Genomic DNA, 26748 nt, shown 5'->3' with positions numbered 1-26748 from the left:
AGACTATGCGCGGACCGAAGGGAGGCAAGGGATGAGTGACCGGCTTAAAGGCAAGCGGATCATGGTGACCGGTGCGGCGCAGGGTATCGGCCTTGCGATTGCCGAAGTGTTCCTTTCGGAGGGGGCAGCACTCTTCCTCGTCGACCGAGACGGTCCCCTGCTTGAAATGGAGGCGAAGCGGCTGCAGCGGGAGGGGCGGGCGCTCGCCTACGCCGAAGCCGACATTACGGACGCCGATGCGATCGAGGCGGTGGTGTCGGCAGCCGCTTCATCGATCGGTCCGATCAATGCGCTCGTCAACAATGCCGGGGTCAACGTCTTCTCGGAGCCGCTGGAGATGAGCGATGCCGACTGGCAGCGCTGTTTCGACATCAACCTCCGTGGTGCCTGGAACTGCTGCAAGGCGGTGCTGTCTGGCCTGATCGAAGAGGGCGGCGGGGCGATCCTCAACATTGCGTCCACCCATGCCTTCACCATCATTCCGCACACCTTTCCATACCCCGTCGCAAAGCACGCGCTGCTCGGCATGACGAAGGCGCTCGGCATCGAATATGCCCCAAAGGGCATTCGCGTGAATGCGCTGGCACCGGGTTATGTGTTGACCCAGAAGGCTTACGACTACTGGAACAGTTTCCCGGACCCGGCGGCAGCCGAGGCGGCAACCATGAAGCTCCACCCGGGCGGCCGCATCGCGACGGCAGAAGAGATCGCCCGCGCCGCCGTCTTCATGATCTCCGACGAGTGCCCTTTCATGAACGCGACCTGCCTGACGGTGGATGGCGGGTTGAGCGTCCTGCATCATCCGGCTTGAGCTTTCTCCCGCGCGGCAGGTGGTTACCGCCGTGGCAAAAGAGCCGCTCGCCAAGACATTTCGATGAAGTTTGAATTCATCAAAATGTCGCGTGGCTTGGACTTATGCTCGCGTGCGAGCTGACGCTGGCCGGAACCGATGTTGCCATTGTCGAGCGTCGCGGCACTCCGGACGTTGTGGCGTCGCGTGCGTGCGGTCTCCATTCCCGCAACATTGAGGTTTTTGATCAGCGGGGCATCGCTGACCGGTTCCTCTCGGAAGGACAGGTGGCCCAGGTCAGGTCCGCCGCGGCCAAGCTCGACATTAGCGACTTCCCGACCAGGTACCCCTACGGGCTCGGTCGATGGCAGAACCACATTGAGCGGATACTTGCCGGCAGGGACGACAAGCTAGACGTCACGATATATTGCGGAAGTGCGGTATCGGACTTTGCTCAGGACGACATCGGCGTAGAAGGGTCAATCGCTTCGGGCCGAATACCTCGTCGGGCGTGATGGTGGGCGCAGCCTTGTTCGGAAGATAGTAGGGATTGAGTTCCCTGGATGGGAATCGACGACAAGCAGCCTTATCGCGGAGGTCGAAATGCCCCCGATGGGCACTCACCATACTTCTCTTGGCATCCACTCGTTCGGCAGGTTGGAGTATGAGATCCGTGATGGCGAGATTGTCTATAAGGACGAAGGGCCGGTACGCGTTCTAGTACCCGAACGGCATGTCCGCGGAGCGGCTGGCTAGCCCACCCTGTGCGAAGTTAGCGCCGCGCTCATCGCCGCGTGCGGAACCGACTTCGGGGCGCACAGCCCCACATGGATATCTCGGTTCCCCGACATGGCCAGGCAAGCGGCGTCCTAACCAACGCCGGCGGCTACCTGCGTGATCTCACGCGAAGGGCGGCACGCGGCGAGTTTTCGCTCGGGCCAATGCTGATGGCGGTGATGCGGGCGAACGGCGCCCCGGGACCGCTAGGCTCCGTATCGTCCGCTAGGTCTTTGCGCCAGTGCAGATGGTTTCCAGGAGTTCAATCGTCATTGACTAAGGCACGTGCGGAATATCGGAGAAGCTCTTTCGTTAGAGAAGTCTCGTCATGATGGTTTCCGCGAACTGCGTTTCATCTGGCGAGCAACTTTCAGGGCCGCCTCGCATTTATCCGCCGCTAGGGCGTCATTGAGGTATTCCACGCCGTGAGTTTCCATGACGCAAGCGATATCGAACATGTCGCGGGGCTGCATCGGGGGGGTAGTAAACCTTCTTTGTGATGATCTCGCCGGGGGCTTCGAGCAGAACGTGTCACCCGCGCACCTTCACTCTCAGCGCCGAGTTGCCGGTCAGGCTGGGGGCACAGATAAAGTCGTTTTCGCCAACATTCTCGAAAACAATCTTCAACGTCCGCGACCCATCGGATCCAGGGCTGATGTCGAGGGCGTAACCCTGTGTCTTCGGATTCAGATATGGCAGAAGTTGCGGATCATCGAGGAGAATGTCGACGTGGAAACTCTCGCGGTGATCGATCTGGAGTATCAGGGCCGTACCGCCCCCAAAAGTCCAACTGGCGCAGGCCAGGGGAGGGGGTCACCGGTCGCCAGGGGCACCAGGCCTCGAGGTAGCCGAGGTCGGAGGCGAGCGCCCGCAGCGTGTTCTCGCCCATGCCTTCGCTTGCGAGATGTTTCAGGGTCGCGACGTCGTCGCCGGTCAGCAGCGCGGCGAGCTGGTCGCGTCGGTCGAACGGCAGGATGGCGTCGAGCGCGTCGAGCTCTTCGGCGCGGCGCAGGATCGCATCCTCGCCGATTGTCACAGGACAGGTCCCCTTTGCCACAAGAACGCCTTTCCGTTTGCACCTCCTAACGGTCTTCACGCGTATGCCAGAGCCGCAGCACGTAGATCGTCGACTGCCGGATCTCATACCGTATTTCGTAATGGCCAACGAGAATTCGCCGAACCTCTCGAGGGTCGAATTCCTCCAGCCGTTCGCCGATACGCGATTGTTCGAGCAGGCGTGCTGGAGCGCTCGTCAACGATTGCACAGAACGAGCCGCAGCTTGCCGATTTACCGGTGTCAGGAAATCATAGAGGCGCCCAAGATCGGCGACTGCCTTATTCGTCCACCCAAGCTTCATCACAGCGGCAAGGATAGCGGCTTGTCACCTATCAAGACTGTCGGCCCAGGCCTGGACGGCCTGGTGATCGATAACACGGCCAGCGTCGACGTCGGCAAGCGCTTCCAGCGTCAAGCGTCGGCGCTCCTCTTCCTGGTCGACCCAGGCGGTCAGCGCCTGCTTGACGATCCACCCGCGCGAGCGCTCAAGCCGGGCCGCGATCTGATCGACTTTCTCGGCGAGCGGCAGTGGTACGTGCGCCGTCAGCACCTTCGTTTCCATGTTTGGCTCCTGCCGAAGTTTGGCTCCTGCCGATGTTCGGCTCCTGCCGATTCATTTTCAATCACAGTGATTATTATTGATTATTGAAGCGAAATCAAGGGTTGGGGCGCTGCCCGGACATCGCTTGGGACAGGCTCCATCTCGAGGATCCGCCTCAGAGTAGCATCAAAGGTGCCACAAACGGCAAAAACCGGCTAAATCGATCACTACGATACTTGAATACTATCGGTAGTGATCGGGCACGGAATTCGGCGTCCGGATGACAGAAAGATGAGCCGAGTTAGATTCCGTTTGCGAAATGAAACGAAATCATACGGTTAATTCTTCATGAATTGCTCGTGCTGCCGCTAGGCAGGGTGTACGTGGGGCAAAGGATGGCGGCGCCGAAACTCAGCTGGTTGATGATGTTGTGGGTAGCTGTTGATCCGCATTGCATTGGTCGAACTTCGGAGTGACGATCGTCCGGAATGGAGGCCCAGGACGCACGGGATCAACCTTGACGCCTTGAACGAAGCAGAGCTGATTGAATTGCACGACGCGGTCGTCGATCGGCTGCACGTTCTACATCAGCAGAAGACGACGCATGCTTTGCTTGAACTGGCGATCGGCGAGCGCGTGATGTTCGAAGACAATAACGGCCAGACGCAGGCCGGAATCGTCATCCGTCGAAACCGCAAAACGGTGACGGTGCACGGCGACAACGGCCGGCAATGGAACGTCTCGCCGCAGCTCTTGCGAAAGGAAAAAAGAGCAGGCGCCGCGCAAGGCGGCAATCTCGTGCCATTTTCGCGGAAGGGGTGACCGTCAGGCGGTGCATGCCACAGGTCGGCCAGCGGCGGTACTTTTGACCCGCCGGTTTCCGGACCAAGGAGGGGATCACCGAGATAGTGGCAAACGCGAGCTGGGCAGGTCTTCGTGAGGCCCAGCATGACACCGCGAAGCAATGCGGCCGTCGCGGCTGAGGGTGCCGCCGGAGATCTTGCGCCTGGTGATGAAGGTCCGCAGTCCGTACTCGGAAGCATTGGTCTCCGGATCCGTCGCTTTCTCCATCCCATTTGGTCGAAGGGCGGGCGGGACGGCAGCTCCTTCAGATAGGCGATTTAGTCGCGCAGGGGCCTATTTTCGGCCTTCAGCCTGTCGACGTCGGCCTCGGCGCGTTCAGGCTTTGAGCTTGCCGCTTTCGATTGGAGCAATCCCAATTCTGAAGTTGCGGCTTCACGGGGGGAAGATGGGGAGGGGTCGCTGTGAACCGGCCAGGGGCACTCCGCTCCGCGCAGGGCGCCTACTCGATCATGTAGCCCAGCGCCCGATAACCCGCGCGACGCCTCGCAGCCATCCAGGCCAGGACCGGCACTGTGTTATCGACATAGTCGACGACCAGGACATCTTTCTTGCCATCATGCAGACGATGCAGACGACCGACATACTGCGCTCTCATGATCGTCATGGGCGTGGGAACGCACAAAAAGCCATCGCCGAGTTTACATCGGCGGGTGATGATTTCAACCTGACTGGGGTGCCGCGATCCGATCGGACGACGATTGATCACGCTCTCATCCGCGGATTGATTACCGCATTTCCCATCTTCGTCGCGGGCCTTCCCTCACTCTAAGGACGGGCATGAGCCGTACGCTCGCCCCAGCGTAGTCCGAGGATTTCCCATCATGCCTGGATTTCGCGGCACGCCAGTCAGGTTGCTATGTGATGATCAGATCCTAGGCCTCCCTGTTGCGGTGTCGACGCCACCGAGCGGCTTCAGCCCGATTGGACCTGCCGGCTCACGTCCCAAACGAAGCCGGCCAGTTCGCGGGCTATGGCCGTGATCACTTTCGGCTGCGACTTGCCTGCCGCCGCTAGGCGGCGGTAGCGCTGGCATAATCGGGCCTGCGCCTTCCACGCAATGGCCCTGATCTCTTCCGGAAGCCCCTCGACGCGCATGCGGTAGCGTTTCTCCTCGCGGGCCGGAAGGCGGTAGGACCAGGCGGCCTCTACCAGCATCGCCCGCGCTTGCCCATTGCCGGTCTTGGTGATCGCGCCGCGCCGGGTGCGCGTTCCGGTCGACGCCTCGGAGGGAACTAGGCCGAGCCAGCCCATCAGGTGCTTCGGCGTTCGGAAGCGGCCGAAGTCGCCGATCTCGGTCACCAATGTGGCGGCGATCACGAGGCCGATGCCGCGCAACGCCTGCAATGCCTTGACGAGCGGCGCCAGAGATCAGCCCAGTATCGCCTCCTGAAGCATGCGGTCCAGCCGGTCACACCGGGCCTGTGCCTCGTCGATGCGGCGAATGCCTTCGGCAAAGACGAACTGCTGGTGCGGGGAGGAAAAGGCCTGCTCTCCCAGCCAACGCCAGTGCATCCGTGTCCAGTTCGTCCGCCCGGAATACTTGCGCCCGTGCCGCAACAGGAACCCGAGCAACATCTGGCGAGCGGCGACAAGATCCTCCTTCGCCTGCCGCCGGGCACGGACAAGATCGCGCATCGCTTCGTGGTCCTCGTCGGGCACCCAGATGGCCGTCAATTCGCCTGCCCGCAGCAAGCGCGCCAAGGCAACTGCATCGCGGCGATCGTTCTTGATCCGGTCGCCACGCTTCTTCGGCATCATCGCCGGCGATATGACGCTGCAGACGGCCCCGAGCTGCCGAAGCTGGCGATAGATTCCGTAACCGCACCCACCCGCTTCATAGCAGAACTGCGGATCGGAACCTGAACCGGAAAGCCGTTCGAAAAGCCGGCGAACAGCTTCCGGCGTATTCGGGATCGTTCCATAAAACCGGACTTCGCCATCCCGACCGCCATCAGCAATCGCAACCGCGATGGTCTCCTTGTGGACGTCAAGACCAATGAACTTCATTTCTTTCATCGTCATCCTCCGGGTGAGCAACATTGGCGGCTCCCATGCTACCCACCGGCCCCGCGGACGGGGAGAATGACGATCATTGGGTCTAAGGTTCCCTTCCAGGCGATCGGCATCGTCAAGAACAACGTGTCGAGCCGGGCGTCATCAAAGCCTTCGCCGATGTAGCGGCCCGTCGCGATGATCGGCCGCTCCTGGTCATCCGCGACCCGCAAAGCCGCCTTTGCCAGTTTTCGGTCGCTCGCGGACATGCCGCCGCGCAACACCACGAGATTCTTCACGAACGGCGCGAAGCGCTGCTGAAGATAATCGAGATGGTCCTTCCGCTCGGTCAGCACGACGGGGGAACGCTTCGCCTCGCGCGATCTCAGCACATCATCGAAAATGAGAGCGTTCCGCCCGCTGTCCTGCGCCAAAGCCGCATAGATCGCGGGCATCGAAGGGCGTTCGAGCGAAGCCAGGGACGGCGGCAACTCGAACTTCGTTGCACGATCGCGAGCGCGATGACGAATGCCGCGTTCGGCAGCCTGAACTCTTGCATCAACCCGATGGCGAACGGGGCCGCATTGCATGAAGATGATTGGATGATGTCCGTCCTTCCGGCGACGGTCGCGGATAGGCCCACCACGTATCGCGCCTTCGACCGGCGAGCGACAAGCTCAAAGCTTGCGGCGGACAGATGGTGGCATTCATCGACGATCAAATGGCCATAGTCGGCGACAAGGTCCGCAACTTCACCGTTGCGGACAAGGCTCTGGATGAGCGCCACATCAATGACGCCCGTCGGCTTTCTTTTCCCGCCGCCGATAATGCCGATCTGCTTCGAGTCGATATTCAGAAAGGAACTGAGACGCGTGACCCATTGATCGAGCAGTTCCCGTCGGTGGACGAGGATAAGGGTGCTTCGCAATGAGCGCTGCGGCGACAACGGTTTTGCCGAAGGCGGTCGTCGCCGCGAGCACGCCGTTGTCGTGAGCAACGAGAGCGTCGAAAGCCTTTGCCTGCGGCCGTCGCAACTCGCCCTGGAAGGCCGGCGAATATCCTGAGCGCCCAGCCTTTCAGTTTTCCCATCGAACAGGAAAAACCTCGGGGCGTCCCGCGAACAAGCGGCGAAACAGTTCGATTTTCTCGATCGATGGCGAATTATTGGTGACCGGCGCATCGGCAGAGGCCGATCCTTCGGATGCCCGACTATCGGATGCCATCTTTTGCTCGAGCGCTTCCAGCGCACGCTCAAGCGCCGCGCGCTCGGCATCGAGTTCGGCCAAGCGCCGCCGAATGCGCCCAATCTCTTCCGAAGTCTCATCCCAATTTGCATCGTGCGTTTCACGGGCAGCCTACTCAACGAAAGCGTCGAAACCCATGTCATTGAAGGCGTTCCCGTGAAGGTCTTTGGGATTGCCAAAACAATTGCCGATTGCTTCCGCCATCGCAGCAAGATCGGCCTTTCTGTGGCGATCGAGGGGCTTCAGGAAGCGCTGCGGCAGCGCAAGGCCACGCCTAGCGAAATTGCCAACCAGGCCGAACGTGGTGGTGTTGGCACCGTGATCCGCCCCTATCTCGAGGCACTGACCGCCAATGGCTAAGGACATCAGCAATGTTGGTGCCTCGGTGCGCGCCCGCCTGTGCAACTGGCCAAGGCAAGCGGACAAAGCTTCGATCTGGTTCTGACTCGTTTTGCGCTTGAGCGGTTACTGTTCCGGCTCAGCCGGTCACCCCATGCCGGTCGTTTCGTGCTGAAGGGCGCCGTGCTTATGATGAGATGGTTCGACGATCCGCACCGCGGCACGCGCGACCTTGACCTTCTGGGCTTTGGCAGCCCCGAACCGGACCCGATGCTGGAGACATTTCGGGAAATTCTGGCGCTAGAGATTGACGATGGTGTCATGTTCGACGCCGATACTCTGCGGGTGGATCGCATCCGGAGGAGCTGGAATATGGTGGGCTCGGCTACGGGTCGTTGCTTCAATCAGCGGCGCCCGGATCAACCTGACGATCGACATTGGCTTTGGCGATGCGCTGGAGCCCGGAGCGGAGATACTGGACTATCCTTGCATGCTGGATTTCCCGGCGCCACGGCTGCGGGCCTATGCGCGGGAGACGGTCATCGCCGAGAAGTTCCAGGCGATGGTCATGCTCGGGCGCGTGAACAGCCGGATGAAGGACTTTTACGACATCTGGATTTTCAGCAGGTCCTTTGATTTCGATGATGACAGGCTGGCGCGCGCAATCGCCGCCACCTTCGAGCGCCGCGAAACGCCGATCCCAGAAGACCTACTACCGGATGCTTTGACGGATGCTTTTGCTAAGGACGAGCAAAAGCAACGGCAATGGCGCGCTTTTGTCGAAGGCGTTGCGCACAATCCGGGTAACGAGTGTCATCGCGGAGATTGCCGCGTTCCTGATGCCGCACGCTATTGCAGCCGCGAACCTGGGAATAATGAGCTTGGCGTCAGACCTTCAGTCTGCGTCGAGATGTCGCCTGCTCGATGGCAATGACAGGGTCAGCAGTTCGCATCCGATCAACTGCCCAGTGTCGGATGGCGGGTCTCACGTTCTGCTCCCGTAAAGGCGAGGGATAGGAGCCGACATCCCGGCTGGGGGCGTGTCGCCCGCTTCCGATCGTCTCAGCAGGGTGGTGACCGGTCGTCTGCAGCGGTTAGCCCGAATGGCCGAGATGCGGACTTTCAAGACGTTCGGATTGGCGGCTGGGAGGGTCGGGTTCGACCCGGTGCGGAAATTCGAGATCTCGCGCCCGGTGGTACAAGGCGGTACAATGCCGACATCCCCGTGCCAATCCATCGGCCCGAACTCCGACATTGAGCGGCGTTCATGTATCTCTTGGGGCATTTTGGGGGCCAACGTCACGTCCGAACCGGTCAAAGTTCCCCGCCTTCCTGCGACACCTGGGATGTGGACATCTCTCGAAATCGGACTAGAGTCCCATTAATGACCCAACTCATCCGCCTTCTTGCTGTCGTGCTGGTCGCGGTGCTTGCCGCGGGCACAATCGTGCACACGGCCAAGGCGGCAGCCATGTCGGCGGCCATGTCGACTGCTGTCATGGCAGATGCCGACATGGGCGATTGTGATGAATGTCCGCCTGCCGATGACGGCAGGGCCTCGTCATGCATCGACTATTGTCTCGCATCTTGGGCCGCTATTCCGGTAACGGCCCGCGTTGAGTTTACGTTTGTCACGCCCGATTTGCCGGTCTTGCCCTTGGAAGTATTGGCCGGCCGTGCGGTGCCGCCTGACCCTTTTCCTCCTCGAACCGTCATTCTGTAGCTGACCGCTGGCCCCGTATCTCGGTAGCCGGCGTGATGGCCTTTGGATGCGTATGCGCCCGAAGCCTAGTCGCAACCGCTCCTGCGGATGCATACCTCAGATCACAGGATGCATGTTCATGTTCAACTTGTTTGCTCCGATGCTTACGCGTCGGGCCCTTCTCGCATCGTCGGCTGCCGGCGCGACAAGCTTGATGGTCCCGTTCTCACCGGCAGTTTCGGCTGCCGCAACCATCCGCCACATCTCATTGCGGGCTGCGCCGGGACGCATGCGCCTGGCACCTCGGCCCTTCGGCGAGACGGCGGCGTGGCACTACAATGGAACTGTTCCCGGTCCGGAGATTCGTCTCCGCCATGGAGACCGGCTGCGGGTCGCAGTCGAGAATGCCTTGGCGGAGGCGACGACCATTCACTGGCATGGGGTGCGCGTGCCGCATGCCATGGATGGCGTGCCCCATCTTACGCAAAAACCCATTGGAGCGGGCGAACGATTTGTTTACGAGTTCGACGCGATTGACGCCGGCACCTACTGGTATCACCCGCATCAGCGAAGTTTCGAGCAAGTCGGGCGTGGGCTCTACGGTCCCTTGATCATCGAGGAGCCGGAGCCGCTGCGTGTCGACCGGGATGTGACCTGGATGCTGGGCGACTGGCGGCTGACCAAAGCGGGCGAACTCCGCGAGGATTTTGGTAACGGGCACGACATCCATCACAATGGCCGCGTCGGCAACACGGTGACCATCAACGGCCGCGTGCCGGACGGTTTTGCCGTCCGGCAGGGCGAGCGCATCCGCCTGCGGCTGATCAACGCCGCCAATGCTCGCATCTTCAGCCTCGATTTTGCGGGGCACGAGCCGATCGTGATCGCGCTCGACGGCCAACCGGTCACTCCGCACGCGCCGGACAAGGGCCTGGTGGTGCTGGGGCCAGCAATGCGTGTCGACCTGATCATCGACATGACCGGCAAGGGCGGCAGCCGAGCTTCGGTCACGGACCGGTTCTATGAGGGGCTGGAATATAAGCTCGTCGACATCGTTTATGACGCCACGCCACTGAGGGAGCGCCCGCCCGACTGGCCGCTAGCCCTCCCGGCAAATCCATTGCCCGAGCCCGATCTCAAGACCTCGAGCCGCCACCAGGTGGTCTTCACCGGTGGCATGATGGGCGAAATGGTGGCGCAGGACATGGGTGAAAGCATGGGGCCGGACGCGCCGGGTGGAATGATGACTGACACGAATTCGATGATGTCCGGGATGATGCGGATGATGAACTCCGGCGCCGCCTGGTTCATCAATGGTGTCGCCGCCGATGAGGCCAGTCACGACATGAGACCGGCGCTGACGCTTGCGAAGGACAAGACCCACGTCTTCGCCATGACGAACGCCACCGCGTGGCATCATCCAATCCATTTGCATGGTCACTCTTTCCGGGTGATTTCTCGTAACGGCCAACCCACTCGCCATCGCGAATGGCAGGACACAGTGCTGATTTCGCCGCGCGAGAAGGTCGAAATCGCCTTCGTTGCCGATAATCCCGGTGATTGGATGTTTCATTGCCACGTTCTCGAGCACCAGGCTGGCGGCATGATGGCTGTCTTCCGCGTCGCCTGAGCGCCCGACAGCCACGAAAGGAGAAGCTAATGTCCACACTTCTGAAAGCCCTTATCGTCACCACGATCCTGTCTGGAGTTACTCCGGCGCTCGCGGGCCAAAAGGACGTGACCCTTTACAAGAACCCGGAATGCGGTTGCTGTGAGGGCTATGCCGATTATCTGCGCCAAAACGGGTTCAACGTGGCCGTCAAGCCGACGCACGACCTCACCCAGATGAGCCGGGACGCCGGCATTCCGGAGGACGCCCAGGGCTGCCACCTCTCGATGATCGACGGTTATGTGGTGAGCGGCCACGTGCCGATCGGCACGGTCAACAAGCTGTTGACCGAACGTCCCGACATTAAAGGAGTGACACTCCCGGGCATGCCCATGGGTTCGCCTGGAATGAGCGGCACCAAGGAAGCACCGTTCGAGATGCTGGAGATCAAGAAATCCGGCGGCGTCGGAGGCGTTTACGCCAGGGAATAGGACCAGCCCGATGATGGAAGGCATGAGCGGCATGATGTTCGGCATGGGTCTGGTATGGCTGCTCGTCGTCGTCGTGCTCGTCCTCGGGGCTACGGCGCTCGTCAAATACTTGTTATTCCGGAACGGGAAATGAGAAGGACTTCAGTTCTCATGCCGATGCTCTTGATTGCCGCGGCGGGTTTTGGACTCGCATGGGCATGGCCTTGGCTTGTCGCTCAGATGGCGAGCAGCGATGCCACGGCCGCGGCGATCGCGCTCGGCAAGACGCTCTATGGCAAGCACTGCGCCGCCTGCCACGGCGCGAACCTCGAAGGTCAGCGGGACTGGAAAAGTCCGCTGCCTTCGGGGCGCATGCCTGCGCCGCCGCACGATGTATCCGGCCACACCTGGCACCATCCGGACGGCGTGCTCTTCCGCATCATCAAGGACGGTCCGGCGTCTGTCGTTGGCGGGGGCTACCGAAGCGACATGCCGGGGTTCGGGAATGTGATGAGTGACGACGAAATCCGGGCAGTGCTGGCTTTCATCAAGAGCAGCTGGCCGGAACAGGAAAGGCGATATCAGGCGGAGATGAGCCGCCGTGAGCAAGAGGCGGCGCAGTAGATGTGCCGCCCGCGCGCCTGATCCCTCCTCACTTGGAAAGCATGGTCATGAAATCAAGAATCGCAATCGCTACACTGTCGCTGTTGCTGGCCTCCGCGCCGGCCACGCTGCCGCATCATCCGGGAGCGGATCTCGACAAGATGATGGGTAGCTCGGAAAAATTCTTCCAGGTCATCGACGAGCCGGTCGCGCCGCCGTTCGAATTGGCCGATGCGGACGGGAAGATGGTGCGCCTTTCCGATTTTTCCAACAAGATCGTCGTGGTGCTCTATTTCATCTTCGCGAGTTGCACGGATCTGTGTCCGATTCATTCCGAGGTGATCGCCGACATTCAGCGCAAGATCAACATTACACCGATGAAGGACATGGTGCAGTTTCTGGCGATCACCACCGACCCATCAAAGGACACGCCCGAAGTGCTCAAGACCTATGGCGCCGAGCACGGATTGGACGCGAGCAATTGGATGTTTCTGACGATAGGACCGGGCCAACCGGAGGACACGACCAGGAAGCTCTCGGAGGCTTACAAGGTCCGTTTCGAGCCGCTCGACGACGACCAGCAGATGCACGGGGCCGTCACGCATGTCATCGACCGCGGCGGACGCTTTGCGGCGAAATTCCATGGTCTGAGGTTCGATCCAATGAACATGCTTCTCTACATCAACGGCCTCAGCAACAACGTACAGAAGCCAAGACGCGAGATGCCGGGTTGGTGGGAGCGGTTGAAGACCATTCTCGAGTGATCCTCGGACTGCGGCCATGATGTCGGCTCGCCGAACTCTGCGACCTGGAAGGACCGGATTGGGCTCAATCGAGCCATTCCCGGTCCTCGTCCCTACGGCCGCAACGGGTCGAACCGAGCCGTTCTTCACGAGCCCCGTGCACGGCTTGTTGCGAAGGATGTCCACCGTTCTGGGCCAGGAAGATCGCGTAATGTATCGAAGGAATGCGTTTTGCTGAACGCGGAAGGCGCGCAGACTTCCCTCATACGGTCATACGGACGGCAGTCAACACAGAGTCTTTCTGCCGGACTCTTGCAAGGATCCACTGGATGGGCGGCATTGTCGCAGAGGTGGACGGTTCAGATCTCTTGTCTGTCTTCGATAAAAGACTCCCAATTGAGCCCGCCGCCCAAGCTAGGCAAAGTGGAACTGGCCACCATGTCAACTGGACGTCTAATGGTGTGAGCCGTCGGTCGCGGGTACGGTGAATTTCACAACCTTTCCGCCGAGCACTTCGTGTTCTGGCGTGGCCATTTCGATGAGCACTTTGTGTTCGCCTGGCGGCAGCCCTGTCAGGACGATTGCGCCGGTGCCGCCTGCATCGGCCCACCGCCATGGCAGATCATCGATGCTGACATGGAGGTGCCCAGCACGCGGGGAGACATCGGTCGCGCCGGCGCCGAAGATGGGCAGGATGCGGAAGTTCTCGGCGCGATAGGGAATGATCGCCACGCCTCTGGTAGTCAGCGGTCTCGCAAGGGGCTGATCCACGAAGAGTCTGGGTGCGGGCTCGTTCTTGATCGGCAGGAACTGTGTGGCTGCATGTTGCGGCGTTTGCGCGTGGCTGGGTGTGCCCGCGGCGAGCAGGAAAGCGGCCGTTGCGAGGGCGGTTGCAATCTTGGTCATGAGAATAAACCCGTGGTAGTCGTGCCGGTCACGACCGAAATATCTCGGGACGCCGGCGCGGTGTTAAGCTGGAGGGCCTTGATCGGACAACGATCAAACGACGTTGAGCTCGACGGCGATGTTGCCGCGGGTGGCCTTGGAATAGGGGCAGAGCTCGTGGGCGCGCTCGACCAAAGACTTGGCGAGGCCTGCCTCGATGCCCGGCAGCTTCGCATTCAGCCGTGCCTGCAGCACCTAGCCATCGTCATTCAAGACCAGTTCGATCTCGGCATTTATCGCAGCGTCGGCCGGCACGCGGAGCTGGCGCTCGGCAGCCGCCTTTCCGATTGCGCCGAGGAAACAGGCGGACCAGCCCGCCGCGAAGAGCTGTTCGGGATTGGTGCCCAGGCCCGAAGAGCCCGGCGGCGACAGTTTGATATCGAGACGCCCGTCGGAACTGCGAGACGCGCCGTCGCGGCCGCCCGTGGTGTTGGTGTTGCCAGTGTAGATGACTTTCGACATTGAGATGTACCTTGTTGATTTTCAGCCGGCGAGATAGCGGGCTGCTGGCCTGTTGGTAGACAGATTTCCGGCCATGGCCTGCCGGGCGGCTTCGTAGACGTCCCACTGCGTGACATCGTGCAGGCTGGGTATGGTGACGAACTCTTTCCGGGAAAGCCCCAGAAGCGCCGCATCGACCAGGGCATCGGCCGGCATCACAATTTCCTCGGGCAGGTGGGCGACGGGCAGACCGGCGGCGTCCCAGAAGTCGGTGGCGGTAGCTCCGGGAAGGACGACCTGAACGTGGACATTGCTACCCTCTAGCTCCTGCCGGAGGCTCTGACTGAAGGCGAGGACAAACGCCTTGCTGCCGCCATAGACCCCGTTCAGCCTTTCGGGCGTGATCGCCACGACCGATGCGATATTGACGATCGTTCCCCGCCCGCGCGCTACGAAGCCGGGGACGGCGGCGTGGGTCAACCGCGTCAGCGCCTCGACATTGAGTGCGATCATCGCGCTCATCGCGTTGGCGTCGGATCGAAGCAACGGCGCGGTCGCTCCCACGCCTGCATTGTTGATCAGTACGGTGATCTCGGCGTTGTCAGCGATCAGGCTGGCGACGCGATTGACGTCACCGGTCAATGTCAGGTCGGCAGTGATGGTCTCGATGGTGCGGCCTGTCTGTTCGCGGATCGAACGCGCGATCCGCTCCAACCGCTCGGCACTTCGGGCGACGAGCACCAGGTCGTAGCCCTGCCGGGCAAGGCGATCGGCATAGAGAGCGCCGATGCCGCTCGAAGCCCCAGTAATGACGGCCGTTCCCAATGTCTCAGGCATGGCATTTCCTTTCAAGTTTGGTGGACGCCGCCCCGACCAATGCGATTGTGGGCTGCGATGACCGAAAATATGAGCTTGGGAAAACTTGCCCGGTAGCGGGCGAAAACGAGAGTGAGCCTCTCGTTTTGGATCAGCGACGCTTCAGGTAGCGAGTCGCGGGATCGCCGTGACGATGTCGAAAAGCAGTGCGTGTTGGGCAGTTTCGGCTTCCAAGGAAGCGCGCGAGCGCGCCGGGGCGTTCGGCCCGCAGTGAGAGCAGCACGAGATCGTACCCGCGGCCTACGAGGCGGTCGGCCTAGACCAGGCCGATCGCACAGGACGCATCGGGGATCAGAGCGTTGGGGCGCTGTCACGACATGACGGGTGTCCTTTCGCGATCGGATCCAACGGTTTCCTCCCCCTTGAGAACTTACGGGATTCAAGAGGCTGCCTCTCGGGTTTCCCGGCTACCGCTGCTGCCGAAGTCGCGCGACCTTCGAAGACACAATCCGGGATCGTAACCGCCAAGGCGATCCCTGTTTCACCTCGAACCGGGAGACCGACATGGACACGCATTTCAAACGCAAGATCGCCTTCGCCCTGTCGATGGGTATCGTAACGACAGGATTGATCTCTTTCACGTTGCTCGCGCTCAATCTGGGCTTCTCAAGCGGGTTCGTCCTGACATGGCTCCGGTCGTGGAGCATCGCCTATCTCATCGTTATCCCCGTCATCCTGCTGGTCGGCCCGCGCCTCCAGGTGCAGATCGACCGGGTTGTCCGTTGAAGTGAGACCAGGCTGGAGCTACCGACATGACAATGGCCAATTTTCGACGGCTGTTTGCCGCCGCAGCGGTGTTTTTCTCGATCGCAACCGTGACACATGCCGAGATCAGCTCGCATCAACCGAGGGCGAGTATCAGCTTCATTCAGATCGACCACGACATCTAACTGAGAAGGTCGGTAGTCCATTGTATCGACCCGAAGGGGTGCTCTTCCTGCATCGCTTCACTCTCGCCGACGATTACGAGGCCCACGCTTTCGATTGGCCCGGCTTCCGTTTGTCGTCGCGGCGACGACCGACACTGGCTATTGCCCGCATCTCCCGGATTTGGAGAGGACGGTCGAGGAGGTGTGCGCTTCATTCCGGTGACGGCGCATCGCAATAATTGCTGCAAGCCGCGCGAAGCCGGGGGAGCGTCCAATCGATAAAGGAACGCACTTTGAGAGCGATCAACCCCTGACGCGAGTAGACGATGTGGATCGGCTTGGGCCTACCGCCGTAGTCCCCCAAGATCTGCACGAGCGCGCCCGAGGACACTTCCTCCGGAACCTGATAGTCGAAGAGGCGGGCGATCCCGGCTCCATTTCGCGCGGCTGCGACGCAACTGGCCGCAGTGTTGACCTCGATCCGGCTGCGTGGCATCGCCTCGACAGAATTGCCGTCGACCTCGAAACTCCAGAAGAACGACCGGTTATGAAACATGATTCCGTCATGATTGGTGAGCTCGGTGGGATGTTGGGGAACGCCATGCCGTTCCAGATAGGCCGGGCTTGCGCAGGTCAACAGGCGGAACTCGCCGGCCTTGACGGCGTAGAGGGAACTGTCGGCCAATTCGCCAAGTCGGATGGCGACGTCGACCTTCTCGTTGGCGAGATGAACAGAACGGTCGAGGGACAGGACGTTCAAAGTCACCTCCGGATGCTCGTTCATGAAGTCGAGTGCGATCGGCAGAACGTACCGGTGGCCAAATTCGATCGGCATCGTGATGGTGAGCAGTCCCCGTGGCGTTTGATATTCGCCGGAGGCCCGGCGTTCGACTTCCTCCAGATCGGCGATGATCTTGCGTGCCGCATCGACATAGTCGCGACCGGCGTCGGTAAGCTGCAGGTTGCGGCTTGTTCGGATGATGAGGTTTGCGCCGAGATATCGCTCCAGATCGGCGACCTTGCGGCTGACGCTCGGCAACGGCGCATTCAGCTTCCGACTGCCCGCCGACAAGCTCCCGGCGTCAACCACCGCAAGCAGAACCCGCATTGCATCAAGCCGATCCATAACGTCCCTACGAGTGGAAGCCTCGATGTTGAGGATATGAGAAATCAGTTCTGCTGAATAGGAGCAGCCGTCTGGTGAATCGTATCTGGGTCATGGTCCGATGAGTGCGTATCGAGAGGGTGGTTCTCATTTTCGCTGAGTACCGCCACAGGCTCGCGGTCGGTAATTTTCCTCATTCGCTCAAGGATCTCGCTTGATTGCTAACGAAAGCAGTCAGCGTCACCGCAATCAAATACCAGTGACGCAAACTCAAAGGGATGCTCTATGAACAGGGTCTTTTATGTTGGTGTGTCAGCCGCTCTCTTTGCGGCCTTTGCCTTTTCGCTCAACTTCGTTGTGCCCTTTATTATCGGTGACTATTCCACCTTTGATTTTGCGCTGGTCCGGCACGTCGTTTCTTCGCTCGTCGGGCTTTACATCCTGGCTTCCGAAAAGGGCGTCATGCGCCACCTCACGCTTGGAAACTGCCTGCAAGCCGTCTGGCTCGCTTTCGTCGGATATGTCGGCTACTTCCTGACAGTGACAGGAGCGGCCATCTTTGCCGGCCCAGTCATCGCTCCCGCATTTCTGGGTCTCGTCCCGATTGTATTGATGGTCATCGGTAATCAACGCCAGGGAACAATGCCATGGCGATTCCTTATGATGCCTTTGGCGCTGGTGCTGGTCGGCCTCGTTCTTGTCAATGGCACGGCATTCACGGCCGAAGGATTGAACTCTGTCCAATCAGTGTGGATTGGCGTGCCGCTATCGCTCGCTGCCGTGGGCCTTTGGGTCTGTTTCGCCCTTGTCAATCAGGCTGCACTCGCCGCCCGACCAGAAATGCCCTCCGGTGTGTGGTCAGCGCTGATACTGGTCGGAGGCGGCGTCTTGATGCTGGCGTTTTATCCCGTCGGTGCCGCGATGGACCTCTTCCGGCTTCCAACGTTGGGGTTCGGCTGGAGTGCCGCCGGCAGCCTATATGCTTGGGGTGTGTCCCTCGCGCTGCTGGCAACCGTAGGCGGGGTCTGGGCGTGGAACATTGCCGCCCGGAGCCTGCCGGTTGCCTTGGCCGCGCAATTGATCGTCTCGGAAACTGCCTTTGGTGTCATCGGAGGACTTGTCGTCCATGCCCGCTGGCCAACCCCGATCGAAGTGGCCGGGGTGGTTGTGCTGATCGCCGGCGTCGTTCTGTCAGTGCGGATTTTCCACGATCGCCAATTCGCATCGGGAAAGATATCGCTTGCGCACGAGTGAGCTGCTACGCGCAGGATCAATGACAGGCACTGGATCGGAGGTGAAAACACAACCAACGCAGCGCCCAAATCGCCCGAAGCTGCCACCAAGAGCGACAAATGCAGGGTCGACAGTTCGATCCATTCAGGCGAGGGGTAGGAGTCGACAAACCGGACAGGGCGCATCTTGCCGGCTTCCGATCATCTCAGTCAGCTCATGAGCGGAAGCGGTGGGCAACTTGCTGAGTGACAGCAATGCGCGCCAGAAGCCGATTCTTCCAAAGAGCGGAACGCAAGAAATTCCAAACAGGAGCCGCTTTTGTGCGTTCATCGTCGTCGAGACGCGCCGAGACATGCTCGGCCCAAGAGATCATCGAAGTTGGTGCTATCGTCCTGTCACTGGGCACCTTACTTCACAACCGTTCTTATCTTCGCCACTGGCTCGAGCGTTCGATGACCGGACACTTGCCGGCGATTTCGGCGATCTTCCCGCGAAGCTCCTCCGAGACATCGCTATCAATGGAAAATGACGCGTTCGAAACGATCGATCCTGCCGCTGCGGCCACGTTCCAGTTCGGTGCACTCCTCGCAATCCTTCGCATGGATTTTGGTGTGCGAGACGTCAACGCCGATGCGCCCGAGGGCCAGCTGCTTGTGACAGGCATAGAGGCGCAGCGTCATAGCGGTGCAGGCGCCAAGCGCAATAGCAAGGAAGTCGTAGAGCGATGGTCCGAAATCGAGACCGCATTTTGAACCTTGCCTTCGCCCGTTTCCCTCACGCGCAAATGTTCGATCGGACCCGCGCCTTGCGGCGTGTCGGCGGCAAGATTGCGTGTCAGCCATTCCGAAATCATCCGTCCGGCAAAGACTGCGTCCTCAGGGTCGGTGAGCAGGTAGTCGGCCTTGTCCCAGCGAGATGAAGCTTTTCGGATGCCTGGCCGCGACGAAGATCTCGGTGGCGTTCTCGATCTCGACCGTATGGTCCAGCGGCGCGTGAAGGACGAGGAGCGGCATTTTCAGCCTCCCAACCGCATCCTTAAAGCGGTGCGCACGCGTATCCTCGACAAATTGCCTTCTGATAAGGAATGTGCGCCCGGCGAGATCGACGTCGGCCTTACCGTTCTTGTCGATGTCCTCGAGGCTCGCTCCGAGGTTCTTCAACACGTGGCCGACATCGGCCGGCGCGCCGAGGTGGCTACGGCGCGCACTTCCGGAATGTCCCGGTGACGGCCAGGACCGCTGCGCCGCCGAGCGAGTGGCCGATCAGCCCCGCGGGTGCCTGATAATGGTGGCGTAAATAGTCCGCGGCTGAAAGAAGGTCCGCAACGTTGGAGGAGAAGTTCGTCGAGGCAAATTCGCCTTCGCTCGATCCCAGCGCCGTGAAATCAAAACGCAGGACAGCGATGCCTTCACGCGCAAGCTCCGCTGCAATCCGTTGCGCTGCCGCCAGATCCTTGGAACAGGTGAAGCAATGGGCAAAAAGCGCGTAGGCGCGCAATGGCCCATTTGGCAGATCAAGGCGGCGCTAAGCGCCGCGCCGGAATGACGGAAAATTGGAGCCGTTGCGTATTGAATGCCATGGTTACGACCCTCCGCTGCAGATAAGTATTCTACATCTGCAACGGCTGCTGCCTAGGCGGAAGTCGTCAACGCTCGAGTTGCTGGTCAGCGTAGCTCGCGCAGCGCAGCCTGGCAGGGGTGTCGACTGCTCGACCTGCTTTTCCGAGGAGCCCGGAGTATCCGCAAGGCCCCTCGGAGTTGCTTTAGGTCGCGAAAATCTCCGGCCGTTTACTCGGCCGCCGACCGCCGGGGCAGCACCCAGTTGGGGCGCGGGAAGTGGCAAGTGTAGCCGTTGGGGTAGCGCTCCAGGTAGTCCTGGTGCTCGGGCTCTGCCTGCCAGAAGTCTCCAACGGGCTCGACTTCGGTCACAACCTTTCCCGGCCAGAGGCCTGACGCGTCAACGTCCGCGATCGTCTCCTCGGCTATCCGCTTCTGCTCTTCGTCGACGTAGTAGATAGCCGAGCGGTAGGAAGCGCCGATGTCGTTGCCCTGCCGATTTCTCGTGGTCGGATCGTGGATCTGGAAAAAAAGCTCCAGAATTCGCCGGTAGCTGATCGTCCCGGGATCGAAGATGATCTCGATGCCCTCGGCGTGAGTGCCGTGATTGCGGTATGTCGCGTTCGGCACGTCGCCGCCGGTGTAGCCTACGCGGGTCGCTATGATGCCCGGGAGTTTGCGGATCAAGTCCTGCATCCCCCAGAAGCAGCCACCAGCCAAAACAGCTCTCTCAGGTCTTTCACTCATCTAGATATCCTCTACCTGGTTGATATAGTCGCCGTAGCCCTCGGCCTCCATTTCCTCGCGCGGAATGAAGCGGAGTGCGGCGGAATTGATGCAGTATCGCAACCCACCCTGGTCTTCTGGACCGTCGGGAAACACATGGCCGAGATGGCTATCGCCATGCACCGAGCGGACCTCGGTGCGGATCATGCCATGCGAGTTATCCCTGAGTTCGTTGACGTTTGCCGGTACGATCGGCTTGGTGAAACTCGGCCAGCCGCAGCCGGAATCGAACTTGTCGGCCGAGGCAAACAGCGGTTCGCCGGAAACGATGTCGACGTAGATTCCCGGCTCCTTGTTGTCATTATACTCTCCTGTGAAGGGGCGTTCGGTGCCGTTCTGCTGGGTCACCCGATACTGCTCAGACGTCAGCTTCCGAACCGCCTCGTCGGTCTTTCTGTAGGTCATGGCCCTTACCTCCGTTCCTGTTGCCTGAATATGGCGAAGGGTGATGAGGATTCCCAATATCGGATGTGCATAGATTCCATAGCCGAGCGATAGGCGCACCCGCTCACGACCAGTCGTGCCGGGCCGCCAGCTGCGCGATTTTGCGGATCTCGAGCGGTGTGCCGGAACCGGAAACCGTCACAAGTACCAGTTCGCGCGCCAGGGAAATCCCTTCCACCGGACGGGTAACTATGCCCTGCACGACGATGGACCGCTCGGGCATGATGCAGATCGCACGGCCCTCGGCGACGACCTGCTGGACCCAGTCCTCGCGGTCGGCACTGAAGCGCGGCTGCATGACCGCGTCATGGTCCATCAGGTGCTCGGTGATCTCGGTGTGGAACTCGCAGGCCAGCCGGTCGACATAGGGGTAGGCGGCGATCGCCTCGGTGCTGACGACATCCGTGCCCGCCAGGGGATGGCTCTCCGCGCAGGCGAGGAGGAACGGCTCGCGAAAGAGCGGCACGACGTTGAGCTTGGGGTTGGAGCGGGGAGCCCGCGGCAGGACACAGGCGTGATACTTGCCCGAAAGCACTTCGTTAGCGCCTTCGCCAGCCAATAGCTGATGCATGTTGATCTTCACCGAAGGAAGCTCGCCAAGCGCGTCCTCAAAGAACGCGACAAATGCGGCAGGGCCGATGGTCGGGGCGACAGCGATATCGAGGATCCGGCGCCGGCCGAGCACCGTGTTTTCGGAATGCTCGCGCACGTTTCTAAGCGCGAGCTCAATCCGCATGAACTCAGCCTGGACGTCGCGGCCGAGCGCCGTCAGGCGGCTATCCTTGCCGTCGCGATAGATCAGCGGACTGCCCAAGTCTTCCTCGAGGCGCTGAATTGCCCGCGTGAGACTGGGCTGCGAGACACCGCTTCGACGCGCGGCTTCGGTAAAGTTCAGTGTTTCAGCGAGATTGAGAAAGTATCTGACCTGATTGATGTCCATGGATCGGTCTCGCTTGGGGTTGGATTGAACGGGCCATCATCTCGGCAAGGAAAGACATCGGCGGCTGCCGGATACCGGTTGTCACTCCGGCGCCGTTCGAATGCAAGGGCAGCCGGAAGGCGTAGGGAAGGCACGGACCTCCGCAGTGATGCGGGCGGGTCCGCGCTTTCCCAAGGGCCCCTCGTTTCGTCGGTGATCCCCCGCACTTATACTTCAGCCATCTCCGCTTCACGCGCCTCGATCGGCCAAGCGACCGAATCGGGTGAATGCTCGGTCAGGAATTTCTCGGCTTCCAGGGCCGCCATACATCCCATGCCGGCGGCACTGATCGCCTGGCGGAATACCGGGTCGATGACATCGCCGGCGGCCTGCACCCCGGGGACGGTTGTTTTGGTCGACCAGGAGCCGACCTTGAGGTAGCCGTCCGCATCCATGTCGAGCTGGCCGCGAAACAACGCGGTTGCCGGATCGTGTCCGATCGCGACGAAAAGGCCGTGCGTCGATAGCTCCTTCACCTCGCCCGTCTTCACGTTGCGGATCCGGACGCCGGTTACCGACTTCCTCGGCTCGCGTTCGCCGATAACCTCATCGATGACGTGGTTCCAAATGACGTCAACATTCGGTTTGGACAAAAGGCGGTCCTGCAGGATCGACTCGGCGCGAAAACGATCGCGGCGGTGGACGACCGTCACCTTGGAGGCAAGATTCGACAGATAGAGCGCTTCCTGCACGGCTGTGTTCCCGCCGCCGACAACGACCACTTCCTTGTTTCGATAGAAAAAGCCATCACAGGTTGCGCAAGCGGAGACGCCGAATCCACTGAATGTCTTCTCCGAGGTAAGGCCAAGCCAGCGGGCCTGGGCTCCCGTCGCGATGATGATCGCGTCAGCGATGTACGTGTCGCCGGAGTCACCTTTGAGATGGAACGGGCGCTTTGAGAGATCTACAGAGGTGATGATATCGTACACCACCTCGGTGCCGACATTCTCCGCCTGCTGCCGCATCTGCTCCATGAGCCACGGGCCTTGAACGGGTTCGGCAAAGCCGGGGTAGTTCTCGACATCCGTCGTGATTGTGAGCTGACCGCCCGCCTGCAGCCCCGTCACAAGGAGCGGTTTCAGGTTGGCGCGGGCAGCGGAGATGGCGGCGGTATAACCGGCCGGTCCGGCCCCGATGATCAGGACCCTGGCACGATGCGTGTTCATGAGGTGATCTCCTTCTGCGTCACAGTCTGGGATCAGCCGTGACGCAGTCTCGGGGGTTCATTGGTCGTATTGCCGGCGCGCGACGACGTCGATTTCGTTGCGGGCAATGCCGACATCGTCGAGCAAGTGATCGTTCAATTGCGTGAACGCGCGAAGGGTCTGGCGATAGCGCTGGTGGGCGCGGATCTTAGACAGAACAAAGGTCAAGTACATGGGACGTTCCTTTCGTTGAACCGACCGGCACGGCCGATCTGGGGATGGTGGTTTCGTTCAATGCAATTAGGAATGCGGGCGGAGGCGGGGCTCCGCCGTCGTTTTCGGTCATGCCCTGGTTGAGCGGAGCGCCGCGAGCGAGTCGACGGCAATCCAGAGGGAAAGGGCGAGCAGGCCGATATCCTTGAGCAGAAACTGGCCGGGAGCGACCGAAATCGCTGGAAAACCGAGCTCCGGCACGGACACTCCCGGGGTCGTCACCATGAAGCTGAGCGTGGTTGCGAACAGCCCGGCGGAGAGCAAGCCGCCGACGAGCGAGTAAACCGGGTTGACGAGCCGTGCCGCTATCAGGGCGCCGATGCTGAGTTCGAGGAGGCCGAGAAGGCTTGAGAAGTCCCTTACGCTGAAGATGGAGTAGGTCCAGCTCAACAGCGGACTGTTGCCGACTAGGCCGGTCAGCCCTTCCGCTTCATAAGCGGTGAACTTCATACCGCCGAACCAGCCATAGATCACGACCAGCGAAATATAGAGGCCAGCCGCGCTGACGGCCCGACCGTGGTGCTCGGCCGCATCGAGGAAAGCGGCGCGAGTCTGCGCGCGCCGATGGGCCGCGGCGCTGCGGATGGGAACATGAGGCATTGTCTTCTCCTTGGGTTGTCGCGGTGGGCGATCCCCCGACTGACGCGGAGTAACGATACCGATCTGTATCGAACGAGAGAAGAGGTATACCGATCTGTATCGTTTCGCAAGAGCGAGCTTCTGAAAGGATCCTGGCCTTGTTCCCCAGGGAACTTCTTTTCCCGGGGCTGCCGTGAGCCGAAAGGCTGCCCGTTGCAAGGAATGCCTCAGAAAGCCCCTTGAATTTGTTTTCCGTGACCGGTATGAAAAGATACAGACCTGTTACGCATTGCGAGGACGATAATGCGCCGTTCGGAAATTCGGGAACACCTGCTCGAAACCGCACTGCGGCTGTTCAACCAGCACGGCTATCACGCGACGGGCGTCGACCTGATCATCGCCGATGCGGGGGTGGCCAAGACGACGCTTTACCGGCACTTCGAAAACAAGGAAGACTTGATCCTGGCCGCGCTCGAGAGGCGCGACGAGGAGGACCGCAATGCCATGCGTGCCTTTGTCGAGCAGCATGCGAGCGATCCGGTCGAACGCCTTCTGACGACGTTCGATTTCCTCGAAACCACGGTCCGCGACAAGCAGTTCCGCGGCTGCATGTTCATGAGCGCGGCGGGAGAACACAAGGACACGGTCGATCCCGTGTTTCGCGCTTCCTTGATGCACAAGCGCTTGGCGCTCGCCTATTTGGAGGAACTCGCCCATGCGGCGCGGTTTGCCGAGCCGAAGCGGATCGCGGCCGAGATCAACCTCCTGCACGAGGGGGCGGTCGCCGTTGCGCAAATCACCCGCGTCGCCGAGCCCGTCCGGCAGGCCAAACGTATGGCGCACCAATTGCTCGTGGCGGCAGAACGGTTGACGCCGCCGACCCGGGGAGAGGATGGCGGTAATCGAATGCACGGGTGAAACTTGATCCCCGAACGCCCGCCGCGGCGCGGCATGGTGCACGGCTCAGGCGGATCTCTTCCTGGGTGACCCGCATCATATTTTCGGTCTTCCGCGAAGGTTCACCGGCCTCGCGGCCCCTGAGTGCGACTTCGACGATTGGCTGCTACTGGTCTCGAGTATAGCCGTGGGGAACAACACAGTTATCGCGGCAGCCTCGACTCAGAACAGCGCATAATCCGACAGCTCGATTGTGACGGCGTTGAAATTGCGGTCGAGAGTGCCATCCGGCTTGAGTGCGTACACGCTACGGCGAGTCGGGTATTTCAGTCCGTCTACGTCGACGTAATCAGAAATAAAGTGCGCGGCCGGCGTGTCCGCCCACACATCAACCGTATAGTCGTGACGGCGCAGCAATCCATCCAGGCCGAAGTAGAAGCGCTGCTCCCGCGTATGGCTATGCACGGAGTCAGGGAAACGTACGGCTATGCCACGAAGCCTCTCACCTTCGGTCTCGATCGGGACAACGTCGCGAGCTTCATAGCCGTGCTCGCCGAAAACAAAAGGCGCCGCATGGTATGTCCACATGGCATAGCCGTTGAAGTAGGCGAGGTTCAGCGGGTCCCACTGTCCATTGAAGCTGCGGTCGAACGCTTCACGCCCGTTGTTTCGCTCGGCGACAATCGAGCCATCTCCAGCAGTGATCTCCACATGCTCGGGAGTCCAGGTCATGGCCCAGTCGGGTTCTCCAAACGGAGTGACTCGGGTCCACTGGCGGAGAAACTCGCTTGTTGCGCGCCGCGGAACAGGAATCAAAGGAGCGCCTTTCAGCTCCCATAGCTTTCCACCAGTCCGTATGGTCGAGGCAATACCCCTGAACGTGCGCCAGCGGTCGTGCCCGCCGTGCGCCTCCAGAGCTTCTTGCAGAAGCGGGTGCAGCGTGCCACTCATCGATCCTCTCCCTAACTTTAGCCCTACGTCATAATACCATCCGACGGTGGGGCGGTCTTCTGTCGAGCGTCATGTCCAAGCTTTTGCGATCGAACCGAGTTTGACTATAAGTGCGGCGAGCGTCGCAACGAACAGCCCGTAGGCGAGCGCTGCCTGCCAGGCTCCCGCGGGAAGACCAATTAGCAGCAGCGTGTCGTTCCCACCGGGAATGAGCAGCGCACCCAATCCCATGAGCATGCCTGCGAGCGATCTCTTGAGCATGGTCTTCACTGACGGCCATTTCAGCATGAATCCATGCCTCCTAAGTCTCGCGGAGACGAGGCTGCCGCCGAACATGCTGAACGAAACCAAGGCGCCCGCGACGGGTATCGAAGCGATCGGCCCAAACGATGCCGTGAGCGAGAACCCGGGCGCAAGAACCGCCAGGATCGAAGAAGTGATGCCGACCGCACCCATCGACAGCGACAGTCGTCGGAAACCAGACTTGGATCTGTGTGACACGCCAAGCCTGACAATCACGAAGGTCAGCAGTAGAAGCGAGGGAAGCGCCGCCCCAAGCGATGGGGCAGCATCTATCGCCGGCCGATCCGTAAGCAGATCGAGCAGGGATTCAATGTGGACGACCGCATAGATGCCGAGAAACGTGAACGCGAATTCGATTTCGCCATTGCCGAGATGCCCAACAGACCCGAACACGCAGGCGCCGTTCAAATAGGAACCGATTCCAAGCAGAATGGCTGCGGGAACCAAGTAGCCGAGTGACGACCAGCCCTCTGGCATCATCGGTGCCGTTTCGAGGATTGCGTAGACGAGGGCCGCCCAGGCGGCACATTCGACCAGAGCGATGAAACGCGCTGGCCTCCTCTCCAATACTAACTCCCTCGTGGCGATGACGGTGCAGATCGAGCCGCGGTTCATCGCGAAACCGAGCACAAATC

At 60.7% G+C, this 26748-nt stretch carries 28 protein-coding genes and 9 pseudogenes; 17 read left to right on the top strand and 20 right to left on the bottom strand.

The window, feature by feature from the left end:
• Positions 1 to 31 precede the first annotated feature (31 nt).
• The 3 genes and pseudogenes from AC6CIG_RS16720 to repC all read left to right on the top strand — a co-directional run.
• Positions 32 to 811 (top strand): SDR family oxidoreductase, encoded by a 780-nt coding sequence (locus AC6CIG_RS16720; protein ID WP_127711344.1) that lies wholly within the window; start codon positions 32 to 34, stop codon positions 809 to 811.
• 104 nt (positions 812 to 915) lie between these two features.
• Positions 916 to 1660 (top strand): annotated as a pseudogene (locus AC6CIG_RS16715) (FAD-dependent monooxygenase); the annotation flags it as partial.
• A 2-nt stretch (positions 1661 to 1662) separates the two neighbouring features.
• Positions 1663 to 1761 (top strand): annotated as a pseudogene (repC, locus tag AC6CIG_RS16710) (replication initiation protein RepC); the annotation flags it as partial.
• Positions 1762 to 2346: 585 nt separating this feature from the next.
• On the opposite strand, the pseudogene AC6CIG_RS16705 reads toward repC, so the two are convergent.
• From AC6CIG_RS16705 to AC6CIG_RS16695, 3 genes and pseudogenes are all read right to left on the bottom strand, one after another.
• Positions 2347 to 2624 (bottom strand): annotated as a pseudogene (locus AC6CIG_RS16705) (integrase); the annotation flags it as partial.
• Positions 2625 to 2649: 25 nt separating this feature from the next.
• Positions 2650 to 2925, bottom strand: a complete 276-nt coding sequence (locus AC6CIG_RS16700; protein ID WP_498323045.1) for a type II toxin-antitoxin system RelE/ParE family toxin — start codon at positions 2923 to 2925, stop codon at positions 2650 to 2652.
• A pseudogene (locus AC6CIG_RS16695) lies at positions 2925 to 3186 on the bottom strand (CopG family ribbon-helix-helix protein). Before AC6CIG_RS16695 ends, AC6CIG_RS16700 begins: the two are co-directional and overlap by 1 nt.
• A gap of 429 nt (positions 3187 to 3615) precedes the next feature.
• On the opposite strand from AC6CIG_RS16695, the gene AC6CIG_RS16690 reads away from it, so the two are divergent.
• The gene (locus AC6CIG_RS16690) at positions 3616 to 3987 is read left to right on the top strand and encodes a hypothetical protein (protein WP_498323270.1); all 372 of its coding nucleotides are present in this window, start codon (positions 3616 to 3618) and stop codon (positions 3985 to 3987) included.
• Between the two features lie 481 nt (positions 3988 to 4468).
• Here AC6CIG_RS16690 and AC6CIG_RS16685 read toward each other — a convergent pair whose 3' ends face one another.
• The 4 genes and pseudogenes from AC6CIG_RS16685 to AC6CIG_RS16670 form a co-directional block, all read right to left on the bottom strand.
• Positions 4469 to 4735 (bottom strand): hypothetical protein, encoded by a 267-nt coding sequence (locus AC6CIG_RS16685; RefSeq protein WP_498323044.1) that lies wholly within the window; start codon positions 4733 to 4735, stop codon positions 4469 to 4471.
• 206 nt (positions 4736 to 4941) lie between these two features.
• Positions 4942 to 6045: pseudogene (locus AC6CIG_RS16680) on the bottom strand (IS110 family RNA-guided transposase).
• Between the two features lie 38 nt (positions 6046 to 6083).
• Positions 6084 to 6455, bottom strand: coding sequence for a hypothetical protein (locus AC6CIG_RS16675; protein WP_498323274.1), 372 nt, complete (start codon positions 6453 to 6455; stop codon positions 6084 to 6086).
• On the bottom strand, positions 6407 to 7201 hold the full coding sequence (locus AC6CIG_RS16670) for a DEAD/DEAH box helicase family protein (protein WP_498323268.1): 795 nt from the start codon (positions 7199 to 7201) through the stop codon (positions 6407 to 6409). Before AC6CIG_RS16670 ends, AC6CIG_RS16675 begins: the two co-directional genes overlap by 49 nt.
• 154 nt (positions 7202 to 7355) lie before the next feature.
• On the opposite strand from AC6CIG_RS16670, the pseudogene AC6CIG_RS16665 reads away from it, so the two are divergent.
• The 9 genes and pseudogenes from AC6CIG_RS16665 to AC6CIG_RS16625 all read left to right on the top strand — a co-directional run.
• Positions 7356 to 7625, top strand: a pseudogene (locus AC6CIG_RS16665) (type IV toxin-antitoxin system AbiEi family antitoxin domain-containing protein); the annotation flags it as partial.
• A gap of 39 nt (positions 7626 to 7664) precedes the next feature.
• Positions 7665 to 7889 (top strand): annotated as a pseudogene (locus tag AC6CIG_RS16660) (nucleotidyl transferase AbiEii/AbiGii toxin family protein); the annotation flags it as partial.
• A gap of 28 nt (positions 7890 to 7917) precedes the next feature.
• A complete protein-coding gene (locus AC6CIG_RS16655) occupies positions 7918 to 8538 on the top strand; it encodes a nucleotidyl transferase AbiEii/AbiGii toxin family protein (protein WP_498323267.1) in 621 nt (206 codons plus the stop codon).
• A 450-nt stretch (positions 8539 to 8988) separates the two neighbouring features.
• Positions 8989 to 9327 carry a hypothetical protein gene (locus AC6CIG_RS16650; RefSeq protein ID WP_437412944.1) on the top strand — a complete coding sequence of 113 codons (339 nt, stop codon included), beginning with the start codon at positions 8989 to 8991 and terminating at the stop codon, positions 9325 to 9327.
• Positions 9328 to 9445: 118 nt separating this feature from the next.
• Positions 9446 to 10936 carry a multicopper oxidase family protein gene (locus AC6CIG_RS16645; RefSeq protein ID WP_498323043.1) on the top strand — a complete coding sequence of 497 codons (1491 nt, stop codon included), beginning with the start codon at positions 9446 to 9448 and terminating at the stop codon, positions 10934 to 10936.
• A gap of 29 nt (positions 10937 to 10965) precedes the next feature.
• Positions 10966 to 11406, top strand: a complete 441-nt coding sequence (locus AC6CIG_RS16640) for a DUF411 domain-containing protein (protein WP_437412946.1) — start codon at positions 10966 to 10968, stop codon at positions 11404 to 11406.
• A 10-nt stretch (positions 11407 to 11416) separates the two neighbouring features.
• On the top strand, positions 11417 to 11539 hold the full coding sequence (locus AC6CIG_RS16635; RefSeq protein WP_437412947.1) for a hypothetical protein: 123 nt from the start codon (positions 11417 to 11419) through the stop codon (positions 11537 to 11539).
• On the top strand, positions 11536 to 12009 hold the full coding sequence (locus tag AC6CIG_RS16630; protein WP_437412948.1) for a c-type cytochrome: 474 nt from the start codon (positions 11536 to 11538) through the stop codon (positions 12007 to 12009). The genes AC6CIG_RS16635 and AC6CIG_RS16630 overlap by 4 nt, the downstream gene beginning before the upstream one ends.
• A 47-nt stretch (positions 12010 to 12056) precedes the next feature.
• Positions 12057 to 12752 (top strand): SCO family protein, encoded by a 696-nt coding sequence (locus tag AC6CIG_RS16625; RefSeq protein WP_498323041.1) that lies wholly within the window; start codon positions 12057 to 12059, stop codon positions 12750 to 12752.
• Between the two features lie 432 nt (positions 12753 to 13184).
• Here the strand turns inward: AC6CIG_RS16625 and AC6CIG_RS16620 are convergent, their stop codons facing one another.
• The 3 genes and pseudogenes from AC6CIG_RS16620 to AC6CIG_RS16610 form a co-directional block, all read right to left on the bottom strand.
• Complete coding sequence (locus tag AC6CIG_RS16620; RefSeq protein WP_102762708.1) at positions 13185 to 13637, bottom strand: DUF6130 family protein; 453 nt, start codon at positions 13635 to 13637, stop codon at positions 13185 to 13187.
• Between the two features lie 93 nt (positions 13638 to 13730).
• Positions 13731 to 14138: pseudogene (locus AC6CIG_RS16615) on the bottom strand (organic hydroperoxide resistance protein).
• 21 nt (positions 14139 to 14159) lie between these two features.
• Positions 14160 to 14954, bottom strand: coding sequence for an SDR family NAD(P)-dependent oxidoreductase (locus AC6CIG_RS16610; RefSeq protein ID WP_018098556.1), 795 nt, complete (start codon positions 14952 to 14954; stop codon positions 14160 to 14162).
• A gap of 543 nt (positions 14955 to 15497) precedes the next feature.
• Here AC6CIG_RS16610 and AC6CIG_RS16605 point away from each other — a divergent pair.
• Both AC6CIG_RS16605 and AC6CIG_RS16600 read left to right on the top strand, forming a co-directional pair.
• A complete protein-coding gene (locus AC6CIG_RS16605; protein ID WP_100674911.1) occupies positions 15498 to 15719 on the top strand; it encodes a DUF2798 domain-containing protein in 222 nt (73 codons plus the stop codon).
• A gap of 26 nt (positions 15720 to 15745) precedes the next feature.
• The gene (locus AC6CIG_RS16600) at positions 15746 to 15883 is read left to right on the top strand and encodes a hypothetical protein (RefSeq protein WP_018098558.1); all 138 of its coding nucleotides are present in this window, start codon (positions 15746 to 15748) and stop codon (positions 15881 to 15883) included.
• Positions 15884 to 16073: 190 nt separating this feature from the next.
• Here the strand turns inward: AC6CIG_RS16600 and AC6CIG_RS16595 are convergent, their stop codons facing one another.
• Positions 16074 to 16988: a LysR family transcriptional regulator gene (locus AC6CIG_RS16595; protein WP_498323039.1), complete on the bottom strand. Its 915-nt coding sequence runs from the start codon at positions 16986 to 16988 to the stop codon at positions 16074 to 16076.
• 264 nt (positions 16989 to 17252) lie between these two features.
• Between AC6CIG_RS16595 and AC6CIG_RS16590 the strand changes: the two genes are divergently transcribed.
• Positions 17253 to 18221 (top strand): DMT family transporter, encoded by a 969-nt coding sequence (locus AC6CIG_RS16590; protein WP_498323038.1) that lies wholly within the window; start codon positions 17253 to 17255, stop codon positions 18219 to 18221.
• 386 nt (positions 18222 to 18607) lie between these two features.
• On the opposite strand, the pseudogene AC6CIG_RS16585 reads toward AC6CIG_RS16590, so the two are convergent.
• From AC6CIG_RS16585 to AC6CIG_RS16555, 7 genes and pseudogenes are all read right to left on the bottom strand, one after another.
• Positions 18608 to 19779: pseudogene (locus AC6CIG_RS16585) on the bottom strand (bifunctional alpha/beta hydrolase/OsmC family protein).
• A gap of 208 nt (positions 19780 to 19987) precedes the next feature.
• A complete protein-coding gene (gene msrA / locus AC6CIG_RS16580) occupies positions 19988 to 20503 on the bottom strand; it encodes a peptide-methionine (S)-S-oxide reductase MsrA (RefSeq protein WP_127711776.1) in 516 nt (171 codons plus the stop codon).
• Positions 20504 to 20947: a peptide-methionine (R)-S-oxide reductase MsrB gene (msrB, locus tag AC6CIG_RS16575; RefSeq protein ID WP_437406666.1), complete on the bottom strand. Its 444-nt coding sequence runs from the start codon at positions 20945 to 20947 to the stop codon at positions 20504 to 20506. It abuts the gene before it with no gap.
• 103 nt (positions 20948 to 21050) lie between these two features.
• A complete protein-coding gene (locus tag AC6CIG_RS16570; protein WP_498323036.1) occupies positions 21051 to 21926 on the bottom strand; it encodes a LysR family transcriptional regulator in 876 nt (291 codons plus the stop codon).
• 206 nt (positions 21927 to 22132) lie between these two features.
• Complete coding sequence (gene trxB / locus AC6CIG_RS16565; protein WP_498323035.1) at positions 22133 to 23131, bottom strand: thioredoxin-disulfide reductase; 999 nt, start codon at positions 23129 to 23131, stop codon at positions 22133 to 22135.
• A gap of 57 nt (positions 23132 to 23188) precedes the next feature.
• Positions 23189 to 23344 carry a DUF1127 domain-containing protein gene (locus AC6CIG_RS16560; protein WP_018098565.1) on the bottom strand — a complete coding sequence of 52 codons (156 nt, stop codon included), beginning with the start codon at positions 23342 to 23344 and terminating at the stop codon, positions 23189 to 23191.
• A 108-nt stretch (positions 23345 to 23452) separates the two neighbouring features.
• Positions 23453 to 23983 carry a YkgB family protein gene (locus AC6CIG_RS16555; RefSeq protein WP_018098566.1) on the bottom strand — a complete coding sequence of 177 codons (531 nt, stop codon included), beginning with the start codon at positions 23981 to 23983 and terminating at the stop codon, positions 23453 to 23455.
• A 282-nt stretch (positions 23984 to 24265) separates the two neighbouring features.
• Here AC6CIG_RS16555 and AC6CIG_RS16550 point away from each other — a divergent pair, with 282 nt between their 5' ends.
• A complete protein-coding gene (locus AC6CIG_RS16550) occupies positions 24266 to 24880 on the top strand; it encodes a TetR/AcrR family transcriptional regulator (RefSeq protein ID WP_498323033.1) in 615 nt (204 codons plus the stop codon).
• Positions 24881 to 25081: 201 nt separating this feature from the next.
• On the opposite strand, the gene AC6CIG_RS16545 is transcribed toward AC6CIG_RS16550, so the two are convergent.
• Together AC6CIG_RS16545 and AC6CIG_RS16540 are read right to left on the bottom strand one after the other, a co-directional pair.
• Positions 25082 to 25810 carry a hypothetical protein gene (locus AC6CIG_RS16545; protein WP_198516934.1) on the bottom strand — a complete coding sequence of 243 codons (729 nt, stop codon included), beginning with the start codon at positions 25808 to 25810 and terminating at the stop codon, positions 25082 to 25084.
• A gap of 69 nt (positions 25811 to 25879) precedes the next feature.
• On the bottom strand, positions 25880 to 26748 hold an 869-nt coding region (locus AC6CIG_RS16540), incomplete at its 5' end, for a YeeE/YedE thiosulfate transporter family protein (RefSeq protein ID WP_498323031.1).

The sequence above is a fragment of the Sinorhizobium sp. GQ132 genome, assembly GCF_059758575.1.
The sequence above is the reverse complement of the archived record's forward strand: the minus strand, read 5'-3'. Positions and strand labels throughout refer to the sequence as shown.

Bases quoted from the DNA above. Each gene is read 5' to 3' on its own strand.
- AC6CIG_RS16720 (WP_127711344.1), top strand. From the start codon at position 32: ATGAGTGACCGGCTTAAAGGCAAGCGGATCATGGTGACCGGTGCGGCG.
- AC6CIG_RS16700 (WP_498323045.1), bottom strand. From the start codon at position 2,925: ATGAAGCTTGGGTGGACGAATAAGGCAGTCGCCGATCTTGGGCGCCTC.
- AC6CIG_RS16670 (WP_498323268.1), bottom strand. From the start codon at position 7,201: ATGCGCCGGTCACCAATAATTCGCCATCGATCGAGAAAATCGAACTGT.
- AC6CIG_RS16655 (WP_498323267.1), top strand. From the start codon at position 7,918: ATGGTGTCATGTTCGACGCCGATACTCTGCGGGTGGATCGCATCCGGA.
- AC6CIG_RS16650 (WP_437412944.1), top strand. From the start codon at position 8,989: ATGACCCAACTCATCCGCCTTCTTGCTGTCGTGCTGGTCGCGGTGCTT.
- AC6CIG_RS16645 (WP_498323043.1), top strand. From the start codon at position 9,446: ATGTTCAACTTGTTTGCTCCGATGCTTACGCGTCGGGCCCTTCTCGCA.
- AC6CIG_RS16640 (WP_437412946.1), top strand. From the start codon at position 10,966: ATGTCCACACTTCTGAAAGCCCTTATCGTCACCACGATCCTGTCTGGA.
- AC6CIG_RS16635 (WP_437412947.1), top strand. From the start codon at position 11,417: ATGATGGAAGGCATGAGCGGCATGATGTTCGGCATGGGTCTGGTATGG.
- AC6CIG_RS16630 (WP_437412948.1), top strand. From the start codon at position 11,536: ATGAGAAGGACTTCAGTTCTCATGCCGATGCTCTTGATTGCCGCGGCG.
- AC6CIG_RS16625 (WP_498323041.1), top strand. From the start codon at position 12,057: ATGAAATCAAGAATCGCAATCGCTACACTGTCGCTGTTGCTGGCCTCC.
- AC6CIG_RS16620 (WP_102762708.1), bottom strand. From the start codon at position 13,637: ATGACCAAGATTGCAACCGCCCTCGCAACGGCCGCTTTCCTGCTCGCC.
- AC6CIG_RS16610 (WP_018098556.1), bottom strand. From the start codon at position 14,954: ATGCCTGAGACATTGGGAACGGCCGTCATTACTGGGGCTTCGAGCGGC.
- AC6CIG_RS16605 (WP_100674911.1), top strand. From the start codon at position 15,498: ATGGACACGCATTTCAAACGCAAGATCGCCTTCGCCCTGTCGATGGGT.
- AC6CIG_RS16600 (WP_018098558.1), top strand. From the start codon at position 15,746: ATGACAATGGCCAATTTTCGACGGCTGTTTGCCGCCGCAGCGGTGTTT.
- AC6CIG_RS16595 (WP_498323039.1), bottom strand. From the start codon at position 16,988: ATGGATCGGCTTGATGCAATGCGGGTTCTGCTTGCGGTGGTTGACGCC.
- AC6CIG_RS16590 (WP_498323038.1), top strand. From the start codon at position 17,253: ATGAACAGGGTCTTTTATGTTGGTGTGTCAGCCGCTCTCTTTGCGGCC.
- msrA (WP_127711776.1), bottom strand. From the start codon at position 20,503: ATGAGTGAAAGACCTGAGAGAGCTGTTTTGGCTGGTGGCTGCTTCTGG.
- msrB (WP_437406666.1), bottom strand. From the start codon at position 20,947: ATGACCTACAGAAAGACCGACGAGGCGGTTCGGAAGCTGACGTCTGAG.
- AC6CIG_RS16570 (WP_498323036.1), bottom strand. From the start codon at position 21,926: ATGGACATCAATCAGGTCAGATACTTTCTCAATCTCGCTGAAACACTG.
- trxB (WP_498323035.1), bottom strand. From the start codon at position 23,131: ATGAACACGCATCGTGCCAGGGTCCTGATCATCGGGGCCGGACCGGCC.
- AC6CIG_RS16560 (WP_018098565.1), bottom strand. From the start codon at position 23,344: ATGTACTTGACCTTTGTTCTGTCTAAGATCCGCGCCCACCAGCGCTAT.
- AC6CIG_RS16555 (WP_018098566.1), bottom strand. From the start codon at position 23,983: ATGCCTCATGTTCCCATCCGCAGCGCCGCGGCCCATCGGCGCGCGCAG.
- AC6CIG_RS16550 (WP_498323033.1), top strand. From the start codon at position 24,266: ATGCGCCGTTCGGAAATTCGGGAACACCTGCTCGAAACCGCACTGCGG.
- AC6CIG_RS16545 (WP_198516934.1), bottom strand. From the start codon at position 25,810: ATGAGTGGCACGCTGCACCCGCTTCTGCAAGAAGCTCTGGAGGCGCAC.